This is a genomic window from Pseudomonas sp. NPDC088429 (genome assembly GCF_044753305.1).
GTDB lineage: Bacteria > Pseudomonadota > Gammaproteobacteria > Pseudomonadales > Pseudomonadaceae > Aquipseudomonas > Aquipseudomonas rustica.
In genome coordinates this window covers 27,712-49,013 of the sequence record NZ_JBIVMX010000040.1, presented here as the reverse complement: position 1 = coordinate 49,013, position 21,302 = coordinate 27,712, and the positions used below count along the sequence as shown (strand labels likewise).

Sequence of the window (21,302 nt, the reverse complement as noted above, 5' to 3'; positions counted from 1 at the left end):
AAATACAACTCATACTACAACAAAAACATATAAATGAGAACCCTCAACAAAAATACCGAACTATCATATCAGTTCCAATACATCCTGCGCGACGAATCCATGCACCTGAACTTCGGCATCGACGTGATCAACCAGATCAAAATCGAAAACCCGCATTTGTGGGATGCTGAGATGAAGGAAGAAGCGACCCAGATGATTCTGCAGGGTACGCAGCTGGAGATTGAATACGCTCGCGATACCATGCCTCGTGGGGTGTTGGGTATGAACGCGGCGATGATGGAAGATTATCTGAAGTTCATCGCTAACCGTCGTTTGTCGCAGATCGGTTTGAAAGAAGAGTACCCAGGGACGACTAACCCGTTCCCTTGGATGAGCGAGATTATGGACTTGAAGAAAGAGAAGAATTTCTTTGAGACTCGGGTTATTGAGTATCAGACTGGTGGTGCGTTGAGCTGGGATTGATCACATATATCGCCTTTTTAAAAGAGCTGCGTTAAGCAGCTCTTTTTTTTGGTAAAAATTTAGCTCACCACCAACGACAAAGCCAAAAAAAATAGACATTATTGATGATGGCATAGTGATATGGTATAAAAAGAATACATGGATGTTTTGGTTTGCTCAACCTACCTGACATCAAAAAATTTCTATCAAAGAAAACTGAGTGCCTCATGAATAAACCAGAATCGCACTTCGCTCATGCTATTGGAGACGTTGCGAGTTTCCTGCCATTACTGCTTGAACTCTACCTGAGCGTTAAACACAGGAAAAATCTACCTAGAGACAAAGGAATAATCGAGCGAAGATTCCAACTCAACAACTTAAAATATTACACCCTCGAAGAGCTAGGAATTTACTACGACCTGACACGAGAAAGAGTTCGACAAATAGAAGCAAAAATAATAAAAGACATGAACTCCCTCCTAAGCGGCACATTTAAAAAAACAAGCTTATCAATCGACACCAAGCTCGTCGAAAACTTTAATCTGTTCACTTCAGCATTAAAAAAATTAGGCGAGGTAATTTCAAAGCCACAAATAGAAATCCAAATACAAGAAAGCTTTGGCAGCAGACTTGACGATAGCTACCTCCACCTTTTCCTGGAGATTTGCGGCTACAGAGCCATACAAAAAAACAACAATGGATTCAGTGGAACCTTCAATGACTGTTGGCAAATAAAAAATCCAGACAATACAAAGGCATTCGATTCAACTTTAAAAGTCCTTGAGCCTGTATTCAAGACCAAAAAACCAGTTCCAATAATGGAGCTAATAATTTCCGCCAAACGAAAAAAAATATCAGTCACCGAAAATTACATCCAAAGCATCTTAAAATCTTGCAACGAACTAGAACTTAATGAAAACGAGGCCCAGGTGAAATTTATTCACCTTAAAAGTATCGCTGACAAAGCTTATCGAGTACTTCAACATTCCAAAATTCCAATGCATTACTCGGAGATAGCAAGAGAAATAAATTATCAAAACAACTCCGAGCAAGCGTCAAAAACTGTCACCGATGCCAGTCTTACCAACCAACTAGTATCTAGCCCACTTTTCAAAAATATTGCAAAAAGCGGAAAGTGGGGGCTCTCGGAATGGGGAACCATCGAAAACGTAACCATAGTTCACGTAATTGAGAGAGTACTACACAAGGCAGGCGAACCTCTTTCTTTTACTGGCATCTGGGAAAGCGTGTCAGCAATCCGCGAAGACATGTCAAAAAAATCTTTGCGCGTTTATTTAAATTCCAAACCAGAAAAATTTATAAAAGTCGATACTAACACTTTTGCGCTGACTGCTTGGAAAATGAAACCTATACCAAAGCAGGCACGTCTAGAAACTACCGACAAAAGAGAGTTCTACGAGTCGCTTAAGAACTCCCTAACTCAAAAAAATCCAATAAAATTCCCCGAACTTATATCACAAATCTCAAGCTCACTAAATATAGCACCAATCACTGCGCGACAACTCATTTCAAAGTCACCACATATCAGAATAGAAAAACTCGGCAAGGACAAATTTAAAACTGTATTTTGTGACAACATTAATTTTGACGCCACCAGTGAACTATCAATAAAACCACTACTGCAAGACCAAGTAAGATCCATTGTAACGGAAATACTTCACAGTCGCCCCAACAAGCCAATAACAAAAGGGGATCTTTATAAAGAACTGACAAAATCAATCAAATGTAAACGACCAACTTTCTACCAATACATTGACAACCTAAAAGAATTCCATCAATACAAAGACGGAAAACATGTCTTCGTAGTTTACAAATATACTGAAACCTCAAAAAAAATCATCATTAACCTGGACGAATACTCGGCATCTTTAGAGCTGAAGGAAAAGTTAGCACGCCCTTTATCTAACTTAACTGAAGAAGGTGTAGATCTTGCGCTTAGCGAACTAGGCGTTATTTTCGAAAACGAACTCACCAACTATATTGAGCGAGAAAGAAATCTTGGAAAAAGAATTATAACCCAAAAAAATACGAGCAAATTATTTGAAAAGATCAACTGGATGATAAACGAAAACATCCTACCTCGTGGGTACCAACTGAATATACTTAGAGAAGAAAGAAACAACCGAGCCCATGGAAAGACGCTAAACCAGGAAGAAAAGCATGAACTATTCAATAAAGCCTATTACATCGCAGAACTTTTCGTAAAAAACATAACCTTGTTAAACAACAAAACCCCAAGCTGAATCACCGAACAAGAATTGTATTAAATCCAATATTTAAGAAGCATGATGACTTACCCCCCCAAATATCCACACATCGATATCTTGGGTTTTTTGTCAGAAACTTCTGATCCTTGCGTAGGAATTTTCCTAGACAGTTGTGATGGCCACTCAGTATCGTCCGAGGGTTTTCAACCCTCGGCGGCTGTATGGACATAGAAAAAAGTAATAACGATTGGAATGACGTAGAGATTCAGGCGGCGGTCGATGCCTATCTCAAGATGCTGGCACGCGAGCAGAGCGCCCAGAATTTTGTCAAGACTGAGGAAAATCGCACTCTGCGTAAAGGCCCGCTAGCTGGCAGGACTAAGGGATCTGTCGAGTTCCGTATGCAGAACATCTCTAGTGTGCTGGTCGAAATGGGTCGACAGCGTATTGAAGGTTACAAACCTGCACAGAATGTTGGTGCGGATGTAGCGCGCAGCATCCGTAAGGCACTTGATGCTTCTACCGTTCTGACACTTGAAGATTCTGATCCAACTGCGGACAAAGCATTGCTGGAAAAACGCGCGGCTAAATTTGAGCGAAAGCAATTTAATTACGTCCCCAAAGGGATTAAGACACCTCTCCAAACGATGTCTACCAGAAAGGTTTACTTTCGCGATCCCGAATTGAGGGGCTGGGTTCGTCAGCAGGCCAATGGAAAGTGCGAAGGCTGTGGCAAAGCAGCACCATTTAAAAAGGATGGGAAGCCGTTTCTGGAAGTGCATCACGTTAAACATATGTCGCAAGAGGGTTCGGACCTTCCTTCAAATGTTGTGGCGCTGTGTCCGAACTGTCACCAGCGTTGCCACCATTCGGATGACAGAGAGGATTTCACTGCTTGGCTTTATGACAACATTGGAAGACTAGAAAAGGAATAATTGCGGCCTATCTCTTTAACCGTACTTGCTGGTTTTTGGGCAGCTTCGCAGCCCAGCGGGAGCAAGCTCCCTCGCCACAATTTTGTGTGCTGAACAACGCTTACGGTGATCGAGAGCGCTCTCGAGCACACACATGGACGAACATCAACATGCCACCAGCCAACTCCATCAAATCAGGTCCATCACGACTCTTGGTCGTCTCATTCCTCATCGTATTTTTCGGCCTGCTCATGATGACCCTGCGCATTGCTCAAAAGAACGAAATCATGGCCATCGGTGCCGTCTGGGTGGCCAACGCTTTGACGATGGTGCTGCATGTTATTTATTGGAAACGTTATGGCCTGTCCGTCGGCTTTAAAATCGCGGTTGTGATTCAAATCGTCATTACGATTCTGCCCTTTCTGTTTGGCAACCTCGGTTTTATGGCTGTTATGTTGATGCTGGGTGGCGAGATCCATTACTGGTAACCCGCGCCACCTCCCGCTATTAATACCCCTCCCCCCACTCAAGGATCCGAGCCCCACCATGAAATTCGATCTCGCCTACTGCCTCAGCCTCGACGACAAGTTGTCGATCTATGACGTTCGCGATCTCAATTTCGATGAGACGGTTGCCTTCGACTCCGCGAAAGAACACTTCCAGTGCCCCAACGATGCCTGTCGTTCGGCGTTCGAGGCTTCCAATGAGTTGGGCACGTTCAACGCCAAGAATGTGAATTACGTTCGCACGCCGCACTTCAAAAACCTGCCCACTACGCAGCATGTGGCGGGTTGTCCGTATGTGAGTTTGAAGGCTTCAGCGTCTGGCGTTGAGACGGCAGATGGCGAGGTGGATGACGGCCGTGAGGAACACTTCCCATCGGAGTTGTTGCTGACCCGGCGTGAGTACGTGCGCAAGCCTGTCGCGCCAGCGGGGGCGGCGGATGTGTTGCGGGATGATCCGGTGCGGGTGACGGCGGAGAGTGGTAAAGAGTCGGCGGGTCGTGAGTCGGCGCCGGACAAGACCAGTGTGTTTGCGCATCCGGTGGAGTGTTTTGTTTCCAACTTCGCGGACAAGGAGTTGCTCAAGCGGATGCCGTTGAAGGTTGGCGAGCATACGGCGCCGTACAGTTCGTTCTTCAAGAAGATTGAGTATCTGACGGACAACAAGGGGCTGATTTATTGGGGGCGGATCAAGAAGATCGAGGACTTCCACAGTGCCAGTTTTCGTATCGATTTCGAGGACAAGGTCTGGTTCAAGAAGCCCGAAGACAGCAAGAAGAAGCCGTATCCGGTCAGCGTTTATCTGAACAAGAAGCTGATCGACAACTACCGCAAGCGCAAGGCGTTTCTGGAGGAGATCAAGCACGCGGTGGATAGCGACAAGGCGTTGTTCTGTTTCTTCTATGGGGTGACGCCGGAGTTGAAGCAGGTGCCCGGCAAGAAGAACCCCGAAAAGCCTTTCGAGGTCTTCAATGCCAATATCGAGAACCTGGATCACTTTATTATTCGGGAAGCGCCGGGGCTGGAGTGACGGTTAGCCTTGGGGTAGTTGCAGGTTGACGGCGCCAGCAGGCTGACTATGTCGGGATACAGAACTGCTGGAGCGACGCTCATACTGCTCAGCATTCCCCCCCTGCAACATACGAGCGTGATTACTGATGACTTCGCGCCCGAGTTGCTCAAGCATGGGCTGCACCCTAGCGCCTATGACAAGCATTGATCTCTCGCCACGCCTCCAGACGTCGCTTCAAGGCACGTTCGATACCCGCCTCATCAACAGCGCAATATTCACGCAACCAGTGAGCGACCATTTCGACATTCGGCCAGTACATATCTTTCTGACCTTTGCTGCTCCTGGGCGTGTCATTCATTGCGGCATCGAAACCAATGGCTGCCCGTTCACCCGGTGGTAAACAGCCCGACTCAGATGCACTGCCTTGGAAATACCAGGCAATTTCATCAATGTGTTTTTGCGCACTGCGATGGCTACGTCGATAAAACCTGTAATCGTGACAGCCTTGATCCATGCGCTCCGGCATGACACCGGCATCGACCCAGTCCATAAAGCCGTGATTGATCGCATCGCGGATCAATCCTTCACGCCATCGATCAGCAAACCAGGCAACGAAACCTTCTGCGTCGGCTTTTTTCGCCTCGGCGAAGACCATGCAGTAACGGGTTTTCACATGGATAACCAACAATACGTGCTTACGTTGCACCGTGATCGCATGGACTAGCCATTGCTCTACGGAATTGCTGGCCTCGTCATCTTCAATGGCCTTCGACGGGGGGTTGTTGTCCACCGGCGTGATTTTTTTGCCTTTGTGAACCCGGCTGAAAAACTTGCTGGCGGCTTCGGTGCAATTGAAGATCAACATGCGTTTTCTCTTTTGAATACTGAGGCCATCTTAGATCAACCGGTATCCACTTCACTGATCTCGTGCCCTTCCCAGTGTCGCCTGAAGGAAAGCTACCCAGACGGTGTCGGAGTTTTCTGCAACGTCCCAACACACTTCAAACACTCCCACAGCCGACGGAGCAGTTACCCGTAAGCTTGCCTACCTTCAATCGTTCTTGCGCCCGCAGACCGGGCCGAGTTTCAGCGAGCAGCGACGACTCGGTCAGGCACCGTCCGTCTGGTTGGAGGCGGCGAATCAGGGAAAATCAAAAAATGCTTTGATCCCGGCCGAAAACAACTGTACAAAAACACAGTACATTTTCAATCAGCACTCTTGAGCCCGGAGCACACCATGGCCACTTCTGCGATGAACCTCATTCTCGAACATATCGCGCTTTTCCAGTTTACCCCGACGCATTGCGTACAGGCCCGAGCCATGCTCGGCTGGAGCGCTGAGCAGTTGTCGCGTGAGGCCCAGGTGTCTGTCGAAGACATTCAGCGGTTTGAGGCGCAGCAGGATGTGGCCGATGCGGCGCGGCTGGCATTGGCGTATCGCTTGGAAGCGCAAGGGTTGGTGTTCTTTCCCGGGTTCGCGCCGGGCCGTAAATTGAATCCCCAGGCTATGCAGCAGAACGCTGTCGAGCGTGGGGATTTTGCTCAGGTCGGATGATTACTTGAAGGCAGGATGGTGCAGTTCGGCCGAGGCTTGTTCATAGCTGTAGGCCATGGCGAACAGTTGCGGCTCGCTCCAGGCTTTGCCGAAAAAGAACACCGAGGTCGGCAGTCCGTCATCGTCCATGCCCGATGGCACAGTGATCGCTGGATAGCCGGCGACGGCGGCGGCGAACTGCGAGTAGCCGTCGGCTTCGGCAATCATTGCGTCGAGGTTGTGTTCTTGCAGTTGTTCGTCGATGGCGCCCTTGAATTTTTCGCTGATGGTTGCGAGCGAAGCACGTGCCTGATCATGGGTCATGTCCATATCGTTGATCGCTTCGAGCATGCTTTGTCCGTGACCTTCAGTGCCGGGATTGGTTTTGTTGAAGTCGATCAGCGCTTGCAGCGACTGAATTGGCAGGTCGGGACGGCTTGCGAAGTATTCCGGCAATTCGTGTTTCATCCCGCCCATCAGACTTGGTATGTAATCAGCGGAATAGGGAAAACGGATAGTCACAGGTACGATCGTGGCGCCTTGTTCCTGCATCGCTGCCATGGCCATTAGAAATTCGACGCCAGGCGTCAGAGGCGTACCGTTAGTGCCGACGTATGCAACGGGATAGCCGATGCGTTTGCCTTGCAGGGCATCGTTGCTTAGCAGCGCGGTGTAATCGACACCTGTCGGTGCGCCCGAGGTGGCGGAATCTGCCGCATCGACACCTTGCATGAGGTTGAAGGTCAACGCCGCATCGCGAACGGTTCGGCTTAAGGTTCCAGGAGTGTCTTGCAGTCGAGTGATCGGCACGATCCCGGATCGGCTTAACAGACCTAATGTCGGTTTGACGCCAACCACGCCGTTAGCCGAGGCCGGGCAAGTGATCGAACCGTTGGTTTCAGTGCCCAGGGAAATTGGGGCGTAACCTGCTGCCACAGCAGAGGCGGATCCGGAGCTGGAGCCGCAGGTGCTTTCACTCGCCAGATGTGGGTTTTTCCCTTGGCCACCGCGACCGCTCCAGCCATGCGGCAGATCCATGTCCCGCACGTAAGCCCATTCACTCATGTTGGTTTTGCCCAACACAATCGCGCCAGCATCCCGTAATTGCTTAACCACGAAAGCATCAGCGGCAGCCGGCTGACCGACCATCGCCAAAGAACCCGCGCTGGTTTGCAGACTGTCGGCGGTATCGAAGTTGTCTTTGAGCAGCACGGGAATGCCATGCAGCGCACCCCGCGTCTGACCTGCTGCGCGCTCTTCATCCAGTGCCTTGGCGATATCGAGCGCTTGCGGGTTGAGCTCGATAACGGCGTGAAGGGTCGGGCCTTGTTTGTCCAGGTCAGCGATTCGCTGCGTGAGGTGCTCAACCAGTGCGACGGCGGTCAATTCATTGTTCGCCATCAGGGTGCCGAGTTCAGTAACGCTGGCGTATTCGAGTTCGGTATTCGCGGTGGCGGTGCTGGCAACGGCTGTGGCTGTCAGCGAAATCAGGATTGCTTGCGCCAGCGTGTTCATCCGGCGTTTGAAGGGGTGTTTCATGTGGATCATCCTTGTATGAAAAAATGCGAGTGAGTCATTCACTCGCGATACAGCCTACCGACACCGTCAGAAAGCGCTGTCAGCAACAAGGACAATCAGCAGTAGGAAAAGTCAGCCTGACTTGTAGCCGCTACACGGGGCGGAGGCTTTTTCTGACGCCGCTTCTTCCAGATTCAGCCAGCATTTGTGCACTGAAAATCTGAGATCGGAAAATGGTTTCACCCGCATACAAAACGCATTTGATTCCAGCAAATATTAACTGTACAAAAAACCAGTGCACCCTAAATCACGCCTAAGTCTCAACCAGGCGTTAGCAATGAAAAGGATCGTTGACCATTATCCCAACATAGGTATATTTTGAATGTGTGCAAGGAAGCCGCTCTTGTGGGTGTGTAGCAGCAAAAAAGACCTGAAGCAAATGCCCACAGACGTGCAGGACGTTTTCGGTTATGCACTGGATCTCGCCCAAAATGGGCTGAAGCACCCAGATGCAAAACCTTTGAAGGGCTTTGGCGGTGCAGGAGTATTGGAACTGGTGGAGAACTTCGATACCAACACCTATCGCGCCGTTTACACAGTACGTTTCGACAGCGCTGTTTACGTTTTGCACTGTTTCCAGAAGAAGGCGACGTCTGGAATCAAAACCGCTCAGTCGGACATTGAGCTAATCCGAAACCGACTTAGAGCTGCCCAGAATCACGCCAAAGGATCATCAAATGATAGAAATTGAAGAAGGCAGCGGCAACGTCTACCAAGACCTCGGCTTGCCCAATGCCAGTGAAATGCAGGTCAAATCACAACTCGCGGCCAAGATCGGCGAAATCATAAAGGCACGCCATCTCACCCAAATTCAAGCTTCGGAAATTCTGGGTTTGTCTCAGCCCAAACTCTCCGAAATGCTTCGCGGGAAATTTCGCGGTATCAGTGAAGCCAAGATGATGGAGTGTCTTTCTCGGCTCGGACGAGATGTACAAATAGTGGTGAAATCAGCCCCTCGTTCAAGGAAAGAGGGGCGTATTGAGGTGGTATTCGCTTGACGCGATAAGGCGTCAGGCGCCCTGCACCGCTGCTTCAGTCTCACCTTCAACCGTCAACCACCACGCACTCCCCCGCTGCGGTTGCGCCAGATTAAACGCCTCGCCCATCTGCGGCGTCGTGATCGTCACACTGCGCTCCCACGCCAGCGCGAGGATACGGGCGAACGGTTCGTGCCACGCATGCATGGCCAGGTCGAACGTGCCGTTGTGGATTGGAAATAGCCAGCGGCCCTTGAGGTCGATGTGCGCTTGCAGGGTTTGTTCCGGTTGCATGTGCACGTGTGGCCATTCGACGTTGTAGGCGCCGGTTTCCATCAGGGTCAGGTCGAACGGGCCGTATTCTTCGCCGATGCGTTTGAAGCCGTCGAAGTAGCCGCTGTCGCCGCTGAAGAAGATGCGCGTGTCTCCGTCGATCATCACCCACGACGCCCAGAGTGTGCTGTTGCCGTCGAACAGGCCTCGACCGGAGAAGTGTTGCGACGGGGTGGCGATGAAGCGGATACCGGCGATTTCGGTGCCTTGCCACCAGTCGTACTGGCGTACTTTGCTGGCGTCGATGCCCCATTTGATCAGGGTGTCGCCGACGCCGAGCGGGGTCAGGAAGTAGTTGGTTTTTTCAGCGAGTTTGAGTACGGCTTGGTGGTCGAGGTGGTCGTAGTGGTTGTGCGACAGGATCACCGCTTCGATCGGCGGCAATTGGTCGATGCTGATGGGTGGCTGGTGAAAACGTTTCGGGCCGGCCCATTGCACGGGCGAAGCACGCTCGGCAAAGACCGGGTCGGTGATCCAGAATTTGTCGCGCATCTTCAATAGAAGAGTTGAGTGGCCGAGGCGATAGACGCTGTGGTTCGGCGCGGCCAGCAGGTCTTCGCGGGTCAGCGGTTGCACCGGGATCGGCGCGGCTGGTCGGGTGTCGCGGGGTTTGTGGAAGATCATGTTCCACATGATCCGCAACATTTTGCGCAGGCCTTCGCGCTGCACCGGCGCGTGATTGCGGAACAGCCCTTGAGCCTGGCGTGAGGCTTCGGGTGTGGAAGCGGGATTTGGGTTGGCCATGACTGAATGACTCCTGAAAAACCGGGGAATTCACGGCGTTTCACGGTGGGACGATAAATGGCCAAGGCTGCACGCACAGGCCGAACTGTCTGTTTTTTAGGTTGCGAGGATTAACGCAACATTACACTGAGCGGTGTAGTTTCTAGGTTGCATCAAACACGATGACAAGTAAACTACTGAGTGTAATTTCATTCACTTCCTGCCGAAGCGTACTTATGACAGCTCCACAGCGCCTCACCGACCGTAAACGCGAAGCCATTATTCAGGCGGCGATTGCCGAATTTCGTGCCAACGGGTTCGAGGTCACCAGCATGGATAAGATCGCCGCGACGGCGGGTGTGTCGAAGCGCACGGTGTACAACCATTTCCCCAGCAAGGAAGAGTTGTTCGCCGAGATTCTTAATCAGTTGTGGGCGCGGATCAGCGCAGAAATGCGCGAACCGTATTGCGCCGACAAGCCTTTGCGCGAGCAGCTGCGGCAGATGCTGATGGCCAAATTGCAGATGATGGCCGACGACAATTTCCTCGGCCTGGCGCGGGTGGCGATTGCCGCCACCATTCATTCCCCGGAGCGTGCGCAGAACATGGTGGCGCGCATGGGCGAACGCGAAGAAGGCCTGACGGTGTGGATTCGTGCAGCGGTGGCCGACGGTCGATTGAAGCCTGTCGATCCGGAGTTCGCTGCGCATCAGGTGCAAGGGCTGCTGAAGTCGTTTGGCTTCTGGCCACAGATTTCCATGGGCCAACCGCCGCTGGATGCCGAGATGCAGAACACCGTCGTTGAATCGGCTCTGGACATGTTTCTCGGCTGTTATCAGCTCTAAGTCGCCGCTCTCCTGCGTGAGCCATCGATTAATGGCTCGGAAGGACACTGATCATTCAGGTTGGAATAAATGACAATGTCCGACAATCGACCGACAGACGGTCGACCTGAGGAAATATACTGCAAAGTATTTCAGGACGAATCTCGCGCAGGACACCATGGAAAACAATCGCGGCAAAGGCTTGTCATTCGCCAGACGTATTTACCTGCCCCGGATCATCGGTCTGGGCGTCGGTTTTTTCTGTGTCGGCGCCGCGCTGTATCCGCTGAACATGCCGGGCTGGATCTGGGCACTGTTGCTGTTTAACGGCTTTGCCTGGCCGCATCTGGCGTATCAGATCTCCACGCGCTCTGCGTTCCCCTATCAGGCCGAGCGCCGCAACATGCTTTATGACTCGCTGTGCGGCGGGTTCTGGGCGGCGAGTTTTCAGTTCAATCCGCTGGCGACCGTGACCATTCTGTCGATGATGACCATGAACAACGTGGCGGCCGGCGGCCAGAGATTGTTCATGTTTGGCGCCCTCGCTCAACTCGTCGGCGTGTTGCTGGGCTGGTCGATCTTCGGTTTCAAATTCAGTCTGACGATGACACAGACGCAAGTCTGGGCCTGCTTGCCGATGCTCACCTTGTATCCGCTGGCGTTGGGCATGGTCTGTTATCGATTGGCGATCAAACTGTCCCAGCATAAACGTGCGTTGAGTGCGCTCAGCCGAACCGACAGCCTGACCGGCCTGCTCAATCACGGCGCCTGGAAAGACCTGTTGCACCTAAAGTTTCAGCAGTGCCGTCAGCACAACACGCAAGCCACATTGGCGTTGATCGATATCGATCATTTCAAGGTGATCAACGACAGTTATGGGCACATCGTTGGCGATGCCGCGCTGCGTCAATTGAGTCAGGAGCTCAAGCGCGTGCTCGATGAATACGAGTTGGCCGGGCGTTATGGCGGTGATGAGTTTTGCGTGATTCTGCCGACGTTGCCATTGGCCAAAGCCGAGGTGTTGATGGAGAAGTTGCGCGAGGCACTGGAGCAGTATCGCCATCCGGATGTGCCGGATTTGCGGGTGAGTTTGAGTATTGGCCTGGCGCGCTATCAGGCCGGGTATAAGGACGCGGTGGATTGGCTGGAGGATGCGGACAAGGCGTTGTATACGGCGAAACATACGGGGCGCAATACGATCAGTACGGCGTTGGCGCATGACGCCAGAGTTTGAGCGAGCGTGGCGCCGCCTTCGCGAGCAGGCTCGCTCCCACAGTTTGACCGAGTTTCATCAGTGGGAATGCAGTTCAAATGTGGGAGCGAGCCTGCTCGCGAAGAGGCCGGCAGCCACAACGCAAGACTATAGTGATGCACAGCCACCCAACCCCGCCGAGCCCATCATGACCCCTGACCCATCGGAAAAACCCACCACCGATCCCACCGATCACCTGCGCTTCCACCGCCCTCACGCCCACCTCGCCACCACGTTCGGCAACGACACCTTCGCCCTGCGCGCCGAGGCCTTTGCGCGGTTTTTCGGCACGCCGACATTTCTCGGCGCGCAAACCCTGATCGTGTTGCTGTGGGTGTGCCTCAACGTTTTCGGCGTGACCACGTTCGACGTTTACCCGTTCATCCTGCTCAACCTCGCGTTCAGCCTGCAATCGGCCTACGCCGCGCCGCTGATTCTGCTCGCGCAAACCCGCCAGGCCGCACGCGACAAGGCGCAATCCGACGCCGACGCCCAGCACCGTGAAGACCTCGCGCGAGCTAACACTGAGCGCCAGGCTCAAGCGGCACAGAACACCGCGCAGTTACTGGAATTGCTGGAGCAAAACACCCGCCTCACCGAGATGACTAAGAGCCTGACCGAACGTATCGAAAGCCTCACCAGCGAGATGCACGATCACATGCGCCAGTCTGCGCAGCGCTGATCACGGCAGACGCAGCGCCCGCCCAAGTTCATCGAACAGCGTGACCACCGAGCGCAACGCCCGGCAATCCGGACGGGTCAGCAGCCACAGCGCGGTGTCGTAACCGTGCAACGGTTCGCTCAAGGCTTGCAGGTCATCGCCCATCAGAAAATCCGGCAATGCCGCCACACCGAGCCCGGCGCGCACCAACTCCGTCACCGAGAGCATGCTGTTGCAGCGATAACCCGGCACCACGCCGGGCAAGTGCTGACGGCGCCAGGCGATGGTCGGGTGATCGGGCAGAAAGTCGTCCGGGGCGATCCAGGTCAGCGCGGTCAGATCTGTAGGATCGACGTTCTGCAGATAGCGCGGACTGGCGCAGACCCTGTAGGAAATCTTCGCCAGTTGCCGTCCGACCAAGTGCTCCGGCGGTGTGCGCGTGAGACGCAGGGCAATGTCGGCATCACGGCGGCTGAGGTTGGCGAAGTCGTTGGAGGTACTCAGTTCGATGGTCAGCGCCGGGTAGTTGGGCATGAACTGCGCCAGCGCCGGCAGCAGCAGGCCTTGCAGTACCGAGTCGGTGCAGGTCAGACGCACCGTGCCGCTGATCACTTCGCCGCCCTGCTCCACGCCAATGCGCGCGGCTTCGAGGGCTTGCTCGGCGCGTTCGGCCTGCTCGGCGAGGTTCTGTGCGAGGGTGGTCGGCAGGTAACCGGCGCGGCTTTTTTCGAAGAGTTGCTGACCGAGTGCCGACTCGAGACGGCGCACGGCGCGGAACACGGTGGAGACGTCTACTTTTAACAGCTGAGATGCGCGGGCCAGAGAGCCGCCGCGCACTAAAGCGAGGATCAGGGCCAGATCGGGGTAGTCGAGCTGATAGTGCGCCGCTGCATTGATCACTTGGGGAAACGCCAATATTGAGTGCGTGAGCGCCAATCTATAGTGAGTGGCGTTAGCGGGCAATCACACCTTCTTCAAAGCAAACGCAAAACTCTGTGCTGAGGGGATTTATCCCCGTTCGGCTGCGAAGCAGTCGTCGCTCTTGAAATCTTGGGGCCGCTTCGCTGCCCAACGGGGATAAATCCCCTCGCCACAGGGGTTCAACGATCTATTCAAAAAGGAATTTACATGGACGCTGTTTCCATCGCCCTCATCGGCGATTACGACCCGCAGGTGACGGCCCACCTGGCCATCCCCGTCGCCCTTGGGCTGGTCGCTGAACACCTCGCCCGCCCCGTGCATTTCGAATGGCTGGCCACCGACCAGATTCACGCCGATAGCGCGCTGCATCGTTTCGACGGCATCTGGTGCGTCCCTGCCAGCCCTTACAAAAACGAAGCCGGCGCTCTGCGGGCCATCCGTTTTGCCCGCGAGCAGCAGCGACCTTTCCTCGGCACCTGCGGTGGTTTTCAACATGCCGTGCTGGAATTTTCCCGCAACGTGTTGGGCTGGGCCGATGCCGAGCATGGCGAAACCTCGCCCGAATCCGAACGTGCTTTGCTCACGCCGTTGACTTGTTCGTTGGTCGAAGCGACAGACAGCATTCATCTGGTATCCGGTTCGCTGATCGCCAAGGCGTACGAAACGTCGGAAATTGAGGAAGGCTATCGCTGCCGCTACGGTGTGAATCCGCAGTTCGAGGGTGATCTTCTGAGCAATGGCCTACACGCCACAGGGCATGATTCGGTGGGGGATTTACGTGCGATCGAGCTCGAGGATCATCGGTTCTTTGTCGCTACGTTGTTCCAGCCGGAACGCGCGGCGCTCAAAGGCAAAATCCCGCCGCTGGTGCGGGCGTTTGTCGAAGCTTGCGCGGAGGCACGGCGATGACCTCGTGTTTTGCGGTGATCTTCACCTCGACGCGCACTGAGGGTGATAACGGTTATGCCGCAGCCGCCGAGCGCATGGAAGAGCTGGTGAATATGCAACCGGGGTATCTCGGTGTGGAGTCGGTTCGTGGGGCGGATGGTGTCGGCATTACTGTGTCGTATTGGGAGAGTGAGGCGGCGATTCTTGCGTGGCGGCAGAATCCTGAGCATCGGGTAATTCAGGAGCGTGGGCGATCGATTTGGTATTCGAAGTTTCATACGCGGGTGTGCCGGGTTGAGCGGGAGTATCGGTTTGGGCAGTGAGGGTGGCGGCGCAGTCTAGGCCGCCTTCGCGAGCAAGCTCGGCTCCTACAAAAGATTTGCGAGCGCCACCAATCCTTGTAGGAGCCGGGCTTGCTCGCGAAGAGGCGCTCTCAGTCACAGCAAAATCTCAACCACGCACCAAGCTGCGCACCGCCACTATCTCCGGCACTTCAACCTTCTGCATATACACCCGCAACGGCTCGGTAATGTTGATCCGCTCATCAATATGCTGATCCAGCAGCAACTGAATCAACTCACGTTTAAGCGTCATGGTCTGCTCGGTCGCCGGCGCCCAGACGAATTCGCTGGTCGGAATAATGCCGTCATCGGCCACGTCCATGCCGAACGAATCTTCACTGAAACGCACGATGTATTGACCGGTTTTACGATTGAGGCCGACAAAACCCTTGAGGTCGTCGGCAGCCTGGCAGATGAGTTGGGAGGTGATGCGCATGGTAAACCTCACGATAAGTGATCAATGGTTTACACGCAGGACAACAGAGCGGCGCGCCCTCTGCCGGGGCGTCTGCCGAGGGCAAGCGTACTGCAGTTGGCGAGCAGAATTGTAGGAAAATTCGGTTTTAATACATTTATGTCGGTCTGGCGATAGCACGCAATCGATTCAGTTGTTAAAAGGTACGTCTTTGAAACAGACCCGCGAAAGGATCTCGAACATGCCCGCCACTTTCACCAAAAGCGCCCTCATGCTGAGCCTGTTGCTCGGACTCGGTCAGGCGCACGCCGCCAGCCAGAGCAATCCCGACGCCGTGGCCGGGGCGCATGGCATCCCGCACCCGGCGGTGATCGCTCACCGTGGCGCGTCCTTCGATGCACCGGAATCCACCGCCGCCTCCTACACACTGGCCCGCGACCTCGGCGCTGATTATCTGGAAATGGATTTGCAGCGCAGCAAGGATGGCGTGCTGTTCGCCCTGCACGACAACAACCTGCAGCGCACCACCGACGTCGCGAGCAAGTTCCCGGATCGCAAGGACAGCCCGGCCAACGCCTTCACCATGGCCGAACTGAAAACCCTCGACGCCGGCAGCTGGTTCAACGCCAAGTACCCGGAGCGCGCGCGTCCTTCTTATGCCGGGCTGAAGATTCTGACCCTGGACGAAATCATCAACATCGCCCAGGCCAACCCGCACCACAAGCCAGGCCTGTACATCGAAACCAAAGAGCCGCAGCTGTTCCCGGGCATCGAGCATGACCTCAAGGAAAAACTGCAGGATCGCGGCTGGCTGAGCCCGGCCGGTTCGAAACTGGCGAAGAGCCCGTTGGGCGTGGGTCAGGGTAAAGGCAAAGTGATCCTGCAGACGTTCGAGAAAAACAGCCTCGAACTGCTGGAAAAAGAAATGCCGCAAGTGCCGAAAATCCTGCTTTTGTGGGTCGGCGAAGGCAGCATCGAACCGAAGTCGAAAGTGACTTTTGCCGAGTCGGGCGAGAAGGACAAAAACGTTTTCTACGGCAAACAGGAGCCGAAGTCTGAAGCCGAGTTCAAGCAGTGGGTCGACTACGCCAAGGCTCAGGGTGCAATCGGCACCGGCCCTTCCGCGAAGTTGACCAACAGCGGCGATCAAAGCTATTCGGATCTGGTGCAACCGTGGATGAATAAGTACACCCACGATCAAGGCATGCTCGTTCACGTTTACACCGTCGATGAGCCGGTGGATTTCGAGAAGGTGATGGCTGCGGGTGTCGACGGCATCTTCACCAACCGCGCCAGCGAACTGTTGAAGTTCTATAAGCGTCCGGCAGTTGGCAGTGTTGATCAGGTATTGAAGAACAACGGTTATTAAGCGGCGATTTAGGTATCTGCATCGCGAGCAGGCGCGCTCCTGTAAGAGCTGTTTGTTGGCGGTGCAAGTTTTTAAGGGTGAGTTAAGTTGCGCTGGTTAACCTGAACTCACTTAAACAGCTCACCCAATTAGACACACCACTAAAGGATTGAACCGATGAAAACTTTGACTGCCCTGTTTACTGCCGCTGCTCTGACCCTGACTGCTGGCCTGGCCCAGGCTGATGTTCGCGTCGATCAGATCCCTCAACTGGTGAAAGAAGGCAAGATCAAGTCGCTGGAATCGATGAACGCCGAAGCGTTGAAACTGCACCCGGGTGCGACCATCACTGACACCGATCTCGATAACCACTTCAATGGTTATGAGTATGAAGTTGAACTGAAACTGGCCGATGGCACTGAGTGGGATGTCGACTTCGACGCCACTACCGGTAAAGTGCTGAGCAACAAGCAAGACCACTGATACAGCGCACTAGCGAAAGCCGCACGATTGAAAGATCGTGCGGCTTTTTTGTGTTTGGTCTGAGAGATTTGTCGACGGTGGGATTTTACCCCCTCACCCCAGCCCTCTCCCCCAAGGGGGCGAGGGGGAAAGGGAGCAAATCGTGAGCTTTTCAAAGTCAAAGTACGGCTCGAAATCTCAGGTCGGTGAACCTTAAAAGAACACCTCGGTCAGTCCCCTCTCCCCCCCGGGAGAGGGTTAGGGTGAGGGGAAAAGCCATCACGCCGAAGTACTGACCAACGCCCCCGACGTACTCGACCCCGAATCCTGCAACGCCTGCAACAACGACGCCGTAGCCGTCTGCAAAGAAGCCGACGTCGTGGTGATCTGCGCCTGCGCTGCCGCCACGTCCGCCGCTTTGGCATCCGCGCTTTCCTGCTTCGCCTGCGCCGCTTGCAGCGCCTGCTGCTGTTGCTGCAATTGCTTTTGCAGCTCGGCAATCTGCTTGCGCAGCTCCTTCACCGAATCCGATTCTTCACTGCTGCTGGAACTGCTGCCTCCCGCCGGTGCCGCGCCGCCTGCAGCTTTCGGCGCATCGCCGGATGCACTCGCAGTCGCCGTCGCGGTGGTGCTGGTGTCGTCGCCAACGTCGTTGATCGTGGTTTTACTGGTGGACGTAGTGACAGTCTGATTGATCGAAACAGAGCTGATGCTGACCATGGAAATACTCCAATACCGGTGATAGATAAGCGGTCATCGACCAGCGCCGCGATGAATTGAGATCGACTGTGTACCCACACGGTATCGAAATCGGTACATGTCACCCCGTCATCGAGCGGTCACAAAACCGTCACGCACGATTGCGAAGATGCCGAGCAGGTGAATCTGTAAACCCCACGCCAGACGCCCTCCTCGCAGCGAGCCTCCATGAACCACAGACTCGACATCAGTCATCGCGATCCCGATCTGTTTGGCCTGCTCTACGGTTTTCGTTTTCTGCCCGGCGAACGTGGCCGCGAAGTGGATTCGGCGACGGCATTACGCTGTTTGCAGGACGACAGCGACAGCGGCGAATTTCTCTGGCTGCACCTCAATCTCGCGCACGCCGCGTGCGAGCGCTGGATGAAGAGTCATCTGCAATTGCCTGAAGAGTTTTTCGAGGCGTTGCACGAAGGCTCGCGCTCGACGCGCATCGAGCATGTCGATTCGGCGTTGCTGGCGGTGGTCAACGATGTGGTGTTCAACCTCAGCAGCATGGTCTCCTCGGACGTTTCGACATTGTGGGTCTGCGTGCGCAGCAAATTGATCGTCAGCGCGCGCCTGCAACCGCTGCACTCGGTGGATAAATTGCGTTCGTCGGTAAAGGCTGGCGAGCGCTTTCGTTCACCGTCGGAACTACTCGTGCATTTGCTGCGGGATCAGGGCGAGGTTCTGACGCAAATCGTGCGCAAAACCAGTATGAGTGTGGATCAGGTCGAGGATGAATTGCTCTCCTCAAAGCTATCGACCAACCGTGCCGAACTGGGTGCCAATCGACGGGTGCTGGTGCGGCTGCAACGGCTGTTGGCGCTGGAGCCGGGTTCGTTGCTGCGTCTGCTCAATCGGCTGCCGCCGTGGTTGCAGAAGGAGGACGTCAAGGAGCTGCGCAAATCCACTGAAGAGTTTGCGCTGATCATCAACGACCTCACGGCGCTGGGTGAGCGGATCAAATTGCTCCAGGAAGAGATCGCCGCCAACCTCAACGAACAGAGCAACCGCACGCCTTTTACCCTGACCGTGGTGACGGTGCTGGCGCTGCCGATCAACATCATTGCCGGTTTTTTCGGGATGAATGTGGGTGGGGTGCCACTGTCGCAGGATCCGGAAGGGTTCTGGATATTGGTGGCGCTGGTGGCGACTTTTACCGTGATTGCGGGGCGGTGGGCGTTTCGTAAAAGAGGTGATTACTGACCCTTGCGCACCACAGATCTATTGTCGCTGCAGAGATCTATCGAGATGACAAAGATCCTGTGGCGAGGGGATTTATCCCCGATGGGTTGCGAAGCAGCCCCAAAAACCATTCACCCCGGTTTTTCAGTTGAACCGCGTTCGACGGATTTACGACTGCTGCGCAGCCGATCGGGGATAAATCCCCTCGCCACAAAAGCTCTCCCCAGAGTTCAGGAATGGACTCAACAGATCAATGGTCAGGCTATTCATCCAAACACTGATCTGCCGCAGTCTCTCTGTAACATTCTGCAATGATCATGGGCGACATTCCTTCCCTCGCTGAGGATTGTCCGCTCATGGCTACTCCCTCCCTGACCGCCAGCCACACATCCGCCCCCAGCGGCAGGCCCGCCCTCGACAAGAAAACCAGCCCGTTCACCTACGTGATTTTTTTCGCTGTGTTGGCGATGGGCATGCTGTTCACCGCCTACAGCCTGATGCACGACATGCACGAACTCGGCACGGTTGTCACCACGTGGACGCCGTTTCTGCTGCTCGGCGTTGCGCTGTTGATTGCGCTGGGCTTCGAGTTCGTCAACGGTTTCCATGACACCGCCAACGCCGTCGCGACGGTGATTTATACCCACTCGCTACCGCCGAATGTCGCGGTGGTCTGGTCGGGTTTTTTCAACTTTCTCGGTGTGCTGCTTTCGAGCGGCGCGGTGGCGTTCGGCATCATCGCGTTGCTGCCGGTTGAGTTGATTTTGCAGGTCGGTTCGTCGGCCGGTTTCGCGATGATCTTCGCCCTGCTGATCGCCGCGATCCTGTGGAACCTCGGCACTTGGTGGCTGGGTTTGCCGGCGTCTTCGTCGCACACGCTGATCGGTTCGATCATCGGCGTCGGCGTGGCCAATGCCTTGATGCATGGCCGCGACGGCACCAGCGGTGTCGATTGGGCGCAGGCGACCAAGATCGGTTACGCGCTGCTGCTGTCGCCGCTGGTGGGTTTCGGTTGTGCCGCGCTGTTGCTGCTGGCGCTGCGCGCGTTCGTGAAGAATCGTTCGCTGTACAAGGCACCGGAAGGCAACGCGCCGCCGCCATGGTGGATTCGCGGTTTGCTGATCGCCACGTGCACCGGCGTGTCTTTCGCTCACGGTTCCAACGACGGCCAGAAAGGCATGGGCCTGATCATGTTGATTCTGGTCGGCACGCTGCCGATGGCGTACGCCTTGAACCGCACCATGCCCGAGGAACAATCGCTGCAGTTCGCCGCGGTGGCGCAAGTCACCCAGCAAGCGCTGGTGAAAAGTGCACCGCAGCCGGCGCCGGCTGATCCGCGTCCAATCCTTTCCGATTACGTGCGCAGCAAGGAAGCCACGCCGCAACTGATCCCCGCCCTCGCCGCCCTCACCGGGCACATCGGCGAAGAAGTCAGGGGCTACGGTTCGCTGGCGAAAGTCCCGGCCGAAGCCATGGGCAACGTGCGTAACGACATGTACCTGGCCAGCGAAAGTATTCGCCTGATGGACAAGAACAAGGTCGGCAATTTCGACGCCGACACCAGCAGCAAACTGCAACTGTTCAAGCAACAAATCGACAACGCCACACGGTTTATTCCGCTGTGGGTGAAGATCGCCGTGGCCATCGCGCTGGGGCTCGGCACCATGGTTGGCTGGAAGCGGATTGTGGTGACGGTGGGCGAGAAAATCGGCAAGACCCACCTGACGTATGCGCAGGGTGCGTCGGCGGAAACCGTGGCGATGCTGACCATTGGTGCGGCGGATATGTTTGGTTTGCCGGTGTCGACGACGCATGTGTTGTCGTCGGGTGTGGCGGGGACGATGGTTGCCAACGGTGGCGGGTTGCAGATGAAGACCATCCGCAATTTGCTGATGGCGTGGGTGCTGACGTTGCCGGCGGCGATCCTGCTGTCCGGCAGCCTCTATTGGCTGTTTACCCAGATCTTCTGACCCACAACAATTCCCCTGTAGGAGCTGCCGAAGGCTGCGATCTTTTGA

General features: G+C 54.7%; 22 protein-coding genes and 1 pseudogene. 17 read left to right on the top strand and 6 right to left on the bottom strand.

Annotated features, from left to right (window positions below):
• Window positions 1–63 precede the first annotated feature (63 nt).
• From ACIP66_RS19085 to ACIP66_RS19065, 5 genes and pseudogenes are all read left to right on the top strand, one after another.
• A pseudogene (locus ACIP66_RS19085) lies at window positions 64–462 on the top strand (ribonucleotide-diphosphate reductase subunit beta); the annotation flags it as partial.
• A 206-nt stretch (window positions 463–668) separates the two neighbouring features.
• Window positions 669–2,705, top strand: a complete 2,037-nt coding sequence (locus ACIP66_RS19080) for a sigma factor-like helix-turn-helix DNA-binding protein (protein WP_400649956.1) — start codon at window positions 669–671, stop codon at window positions 2,703–2,705.
• Window positions 2,706–2,890: 185 nt separating this feature from the next.
• Entirely contained in the window at window positions 2,891–3,604 is a 714-nt protein-coding gene (locus ACIP66_RS19075; protein ID WP_400649953.1) for an HNH endonuclease, read from the top strand.
• Between the two features lie 149 nt (window positions 3,605–3,753).
• Entirely contained in the window at window positions 3,754–4,071 is a 318-nt protein-coding gene (locus tag ACIP66_RS19070; RefSeq protein WP_400649951.1) for a hypothetical protein, read from the top strand.
• A 58-nt stretch (window positions 4,072–4,129) separates the two neighbouring features.
• Window positions 4,130–5,116 (top strand): hypothetical protein, encoded by a 987-nt coding sequence (locus ACIP66_RS19065; RefSeq protein ID WP_400649948.1) that lies wholly within the window; start codon window positions 4,130–4,132, stop codon window positions 5,114–5,116.
• Window positions 5,117–5,282: 166 nt separating this feature from the next.
• On the opposite strand, the gene ACIP66_RS19060 is transcribed toward ACIP66_RS19065, so the two are convergent.
• Window positions 5,283–5,963, bottom strand: coding sequence for a DUF6933 domain-containing protein (locus ACIP66_RS19060; protein ID WP_400649945.1), 681 nt, complete (start codon window positions 5,961–5,963; stop codon window positions 5,283–5,285).
• Between the two features lie 372 nt (window positions 5,964–6,335).
• Between ACIP66_RS19060 and ACIP66_RS19055 the strand changes: the two genes are divergently transcribed.
• Window positions 6,336–6,653 carry an XRE family transcriptional regulator gene (locus ACIP66_RS19055; RefSeq protein WP_212543847.1) on the top strand — a complete coding sequence of 106 codons (318 nt, stop codon included), beginning with the start codon at window positions 6,336–6,338 and terminating at the stop codon, window positions 6,651–6,653.
• Here ACIP66_RS19055 and ACIP66_RS19050 read toward each other — a convergent pair whose 3' ends face one another.
• Window positions 6,654–8,171, bottom strand: a complete 1,518-nt coding sequence (locus tag ACIP66_RS19050; protein ID WP_400649942.1) for an amidase family protein — start codon at window positions 8,169–8,171, stop codon at window positions 6,654–6,656.
• A gap of 361 nt (window positions 8,172–8,532) precedes the next feature.
• Between ACIP66_RS19050 and ACIP66_RS19045 the strand changes: the two genes are divergently transcribed.
• Window positions 8,533–8,901, top strand: a complete 369-nt coding sequence (locus ACIP66_RS19045; RefSeq protein WP_159812737.1) for a type II toxin-antitoxin system RelE/ParE family toxin — start codon at window positions 8,533–8,535, stop codon at window positions 8,899–8,901.
• Window positions 8,888–9,208 (top strand): helix-turn-helix domain-containing protein, encoded by a 321-nt coding sequence (locus ACIP66_RS19040; RefSeq protein WP_053122912.1) that lies wholly within the window; start codon window positions 8,888–8,890, stop codon window positions 9,206–9,208. The genes ACIP66_RS19045 and ACIP66_RS19040 overlap by 14 nt, the downstream gene beginning before the upstream one ends.
• Before the next feature lie 12 nt (window positions 9,209–9,220).
• Here the strand turns inward: ACIP66_RS19040 and ACIP66_RS19035 are convergent, their stop codons facing one another.
• Window positions 9,221–10,264, bottom strand: a complete 1,044-nt coding sequence (locus tag ACIP66_RS19035; RefSeq protein ID WP_400649939.1) for an MBL fold metallo-hydrolase — start codon at window positions 10,262–10,264, stop codon at window positions 9,221–9,223.
• A gap of 215 nt (window positions 10,265–10,479) precedes the next feature.
• Between ACIP66_RS19035 and ACIP66_RS19030 the strand changes: the two genes are divergently transcribed.
• The 3 genes from ACIP66_RS19030 (at window position 10,480) to ACIP66_RS19020 (ending at window position 13,001) form a co-directional block, all read left to right on the top strand.
• Window positions 10,480–11,088 carry a TetR/AcrR family transcriptional regulator gene (locus ACIP66_RS19030; RefSeq protein WP_400649937.1) on the top strand — a complete coding sequence of 203 codons (609 nt, stop codon included), beginning with the start codon at window positions 10,480–10,482 and terminating at the stop codon, window positions 11,086–11,088.
• Window positions 11,089–11,245: 157 nt separating this feature from the next.
• Complete coding sequence (locus ACIP66_RS19025; RefSeq protein WP_400649934.1) at window positions 11,246–12,301, top strand: diguanylate cyclase; 1,056 nt, start codon at window positions 11,246–11,248, stop codon at window positions 12,299–12,301.
• A gap of 166 nt (window positions 12,302–12,467) precedes the next feature.
• Complete coding sequence (locus ACIP66_RS19020) at window positions 12,468–13,001, top strand: DUF1003 domain-containing protein (RefSeq protein WP_053122919.1); 534 nt, start codon at window positions 12,468–12,470, stop codon at window positions 12,999–13,001.
• Here the strand turns inward: ACIP66_RS19020 and ACIP66_RS19015 are convergent, their stop codons facing one another.
• Window positions 13,002–13,916, bottom strand: a complete 915-nt coding sequence (locus tag ACIP66_RS19015; protein WP_400649959.1) for a LysR family transcriptional regulator — start codon at window positions 13,914–13,916, stop codon at window positions 13,002–13,004.
• A gap of 192 nt (window positions 13,917–14,108) precedes the next feature.
• Between ACIP66_RS19015 and ACIP66_RS19010 the strand changes: the two genes are divergently transcribed.
• Window positions 14,109–14,810 (top strand): CTP synthase, encoded by a 702-nt coding sequence (locus tag ACIP66_RS19010; protein ID WP_400649931.1) that lies wholly within the window; start codon window positions 14,109–14,111, stop codon window positions 14,808–14,810.
• A complete protein-coding gene (locus ACIP66_RS19005; protein ID WP_159812747.1) occupies window positions 14,807–15,112 on the top strand; it encodes an antibiotic biosynthesis monooxygenase in 306 nt (101 codons plus the stop codon). Before ACIP66_RS19010 ends, ACIP66_RS19005 begins: the two co-directional genes overlap by 4 nt.
• A gap of 127 nt (window positions 15,113–15,239) precedes the next feature.
• Here the strand turns inward: ACIP66_RS19005 and ACIP66_RS19000 are convergent, their stop codons facing one another.
• Window positions 15,240–15,566, bottom strand: a complete 327-nt coding sequence (locus ACIP66_RS19000) for a DUF2025 family protein (RefSeq protein ID WP_159812749.1) — start codon at window positions 15,564–15,566, stop codon at window positions 15,240–15,242.
• A gap of 220 nt (window positions 15,567–15,786) precedes the next feature.
• Between ACIP66_RS19000 and ACIP66_RS18995 the strand changes: the two genes are divergently transcribed.
• Window positions 15,787–16,914, top strand: a complete 1,128-nt coding sequence (locus ACIP66_RS18995) for a glycerophosphodiester phosphodiesterase (protein WP_400649928.1) — start codon at window positions 15,787–15,789, stop codon at window positions 16,912–16,914.
• Window positions 16,915–17,070: 156 nt separating this feature from the next.
• Window positions 17,071–17,376 carry a PepSY domain-containing protein gene (locus tag ACIP66_RS18990; RefSeq protein ID WP_282357912.1) on the top strand — a complete coding sequence of 102 codons (306 nt, stop codon included), beginning with the start codon at window positions 17,071–17,073 and terminating at the stop codon, window positions 17,374–17,376.
• A gap of 258 nt (window positions 17,377–17,634) precedes the next feature.
• On the opposite strand, the gene ACIP66_RS18985 is transcribed toward ACIP66_RS18990, so the two are convergent.
• Window positions 17,635–18,075: a hypothetical protein gene (locus ACIP66_RS18985; RefSeq protein ID WP_400649925.1), complete on the bottom strand. Its 441-nt coding sequence runs from the start codon at window positions 18,073–18,075 to the stop codon at window positions 17,635–17,637.
• Window positions 18,076–18,282: 207 nt separating this feature from the next.
• Here ACIP66_RS18985 and ACIP66_RS18980 point away from each other — a divergent pair, with 207 nt between their 5' ends.
• Complete coding sequence (locus tag ACIP66_RS18980; RefSeq protein ID WP_400649922.1) at window positions 18,283–19,305, top strand: transporter; 1,023 nt, start codon at window positions 18,283–18,285, stop codon at window positions 19,303–19,305.
• Between the two features lie 335 nt (window positions 19,306–19,640).
• Window positions 19,641–21,254: an inorganic phosphate transporter gene (locus tag ACIP66_RS18975; RefSeq protein ID WP_212543853.1), complete on the top strand. Its 1,614-nt coding sequence runs from the start codon at window positions 19,641–19,643 to the stop codon at window positions 21,252–21,254.
• Window positions 21,255–21,302 lie beyond the last annotated feature (48 nt).

Excerpts from the sequence above, each read along its gene's own strand:
- ACIP66_RS19080 (WP_400649956.1), top strand. The coding sequence starts at position 669 with ATGAATAAACCAGAATCGCACTTCGCTCATGCTATTGGAGACGTTGCG.
- ACIP66_RS19075 (WP_400649953.1), top strand. The coding sequence starts at position 2,891 with ATGGACATAGAAAAAAGTAATAACGATTGGAATGACGTAGAGATTCAG.
- ACIP66_RS19070 (WP_400649951.1), top strand. The coding sequence starts at position 3,754 with ATGCCACCAGCCAACTCCATCAAATCAGGTCCATCACGACTCTTGGTC.
- ACIP66_RS19065 (WP_400649948.1), top strand. The coding sequence starts at position 4,130 with ATGAAATTCGATCTCGCCTACTGCCTCAGCCTCGACGACAAGTTGTCG.
- ACIP66_RS19060 (WP_400649945.1), bottom strand. The coding sequence starts at position 5,963 with ATGTTGATCTTCAATTGCACCGAAGCCGCCAGCAAGTTTTTCAGCCGG.
- ACIP66_RS19055 (WP_212543847.1), top strand. The coding sequence starts at position 6,336 with ATGGCCACTTCTGCGATGAACCTCATTCTCGAACATATCGCGCTTTTC.
- ACIP66_RS19050 (WP_400649942.1), bottom strand. The coding sequence starts at position 8,171 with ATGAAACACCCCTTCAAACGCCGGATGAACACGCTGGCGCAAGCAATC.
- ACIP66_RS19045 (WP_159812737.1), top strand. The coding sequence starts at position 8,533 with ATGTGTGCAAGGAAGCCGCTCTTGTGGGTGTGTAGCAGCAAAAAAGAC.
- ACIP66_RS19040 (WP_053122912.1), top strand. The coding sequence starts at position 8,888 with ATGATAGAAATTGAAGAAGGCAGCGGCAACGTCTACCAAGACCTCGGC.
- ACIP66_RS19035 (WP_400649939.1), bottom strand. The coding sequence starts at position 10,264 with ATGGCCAACCCAAATCCCGCTTCCACACCCGAAGCCTCACGCCAGGCT.
- ACIP66_RS19030 (WP_400649937.1), top strand. The coding sequence starts at position 10,480 with ATGACAGCTCCACAGCGCCTCACCGACCGTAAACGCGAAGCCATTATT.
- ACIP66_RS19025 (WP_400649934.1), top strand. The coding sequence starts at position 11,246 with ATGGAAAACAATCGCGGCAAAGGCTTGTCATTCGCCAGACGTATTTAC.
- ACIP66_RS19020 (WP_053122919.1), top strand. The coding sequence starts at position 12,468 with ATGACCCCTGACCCATCGGAAAAACCCACCACCGATCCCACCGATCAC.
- ACIP66_RS19010 (WP_400649931.1), top strand. The coding sequence starts at position 14,109 with ATGGACGCTGTTTCCATCGCCCTCATCGGCGATTACGACCCGCAGGTG.
- ACIP66_RS19005 (WP_159812747.1), top strand. The coding sequence starts at position 14,807 with ATGACCTCGTGTTTTGCGGTGATCTTCACCTCGACGCGCACTGAGGGT.
- ACIP66_RS19000 (WP_159812749.1), bottom strand. The coding sequence starts at position 15,566 with ATGCGCATCACCTCCCAACTCATCTGCCAGGCTGCCGACGACCTCAAG.
- ACIP66_RS18995 (WP_400649928.1), top strand. The coding sequence starts at position 15,787 with ATGCCCGCCACTTTCACCAAAAGCGCCCTCATGCTGAGCCTGTTGCTC.
- ACIP66_RS18990 (WP_282357912.1), top strand. The coding sequence starts at position 17,071 with ATGAAAACTTTGACTGCCCTGTTTACTGCCGCTGCTCTGACCCTGACT.
- ACIP66_RS18985 (WP_400649925.1), bottom strand. The coding sequence starts at position 18,075 with ATGGTCAGCATCAGCTCTGTTTCGATCAATCAGACTGTCACTACGTCC.
- ACIP66_RS18980 (WP_400649922.1), top strand. The coding sequence starts at position 18,283 with ATGAACCACAGACTCGACATCAGTCATCGCGATCCCGATCTGTTTGGC.
- ACIP66_RS18975 (WP_212543853.1), top strand. The coding sequence starts at position 19,641 with ATGGCTACTCCCTCCCTGACCGCCAGCCACACATCCGCCCCCAGCGGC.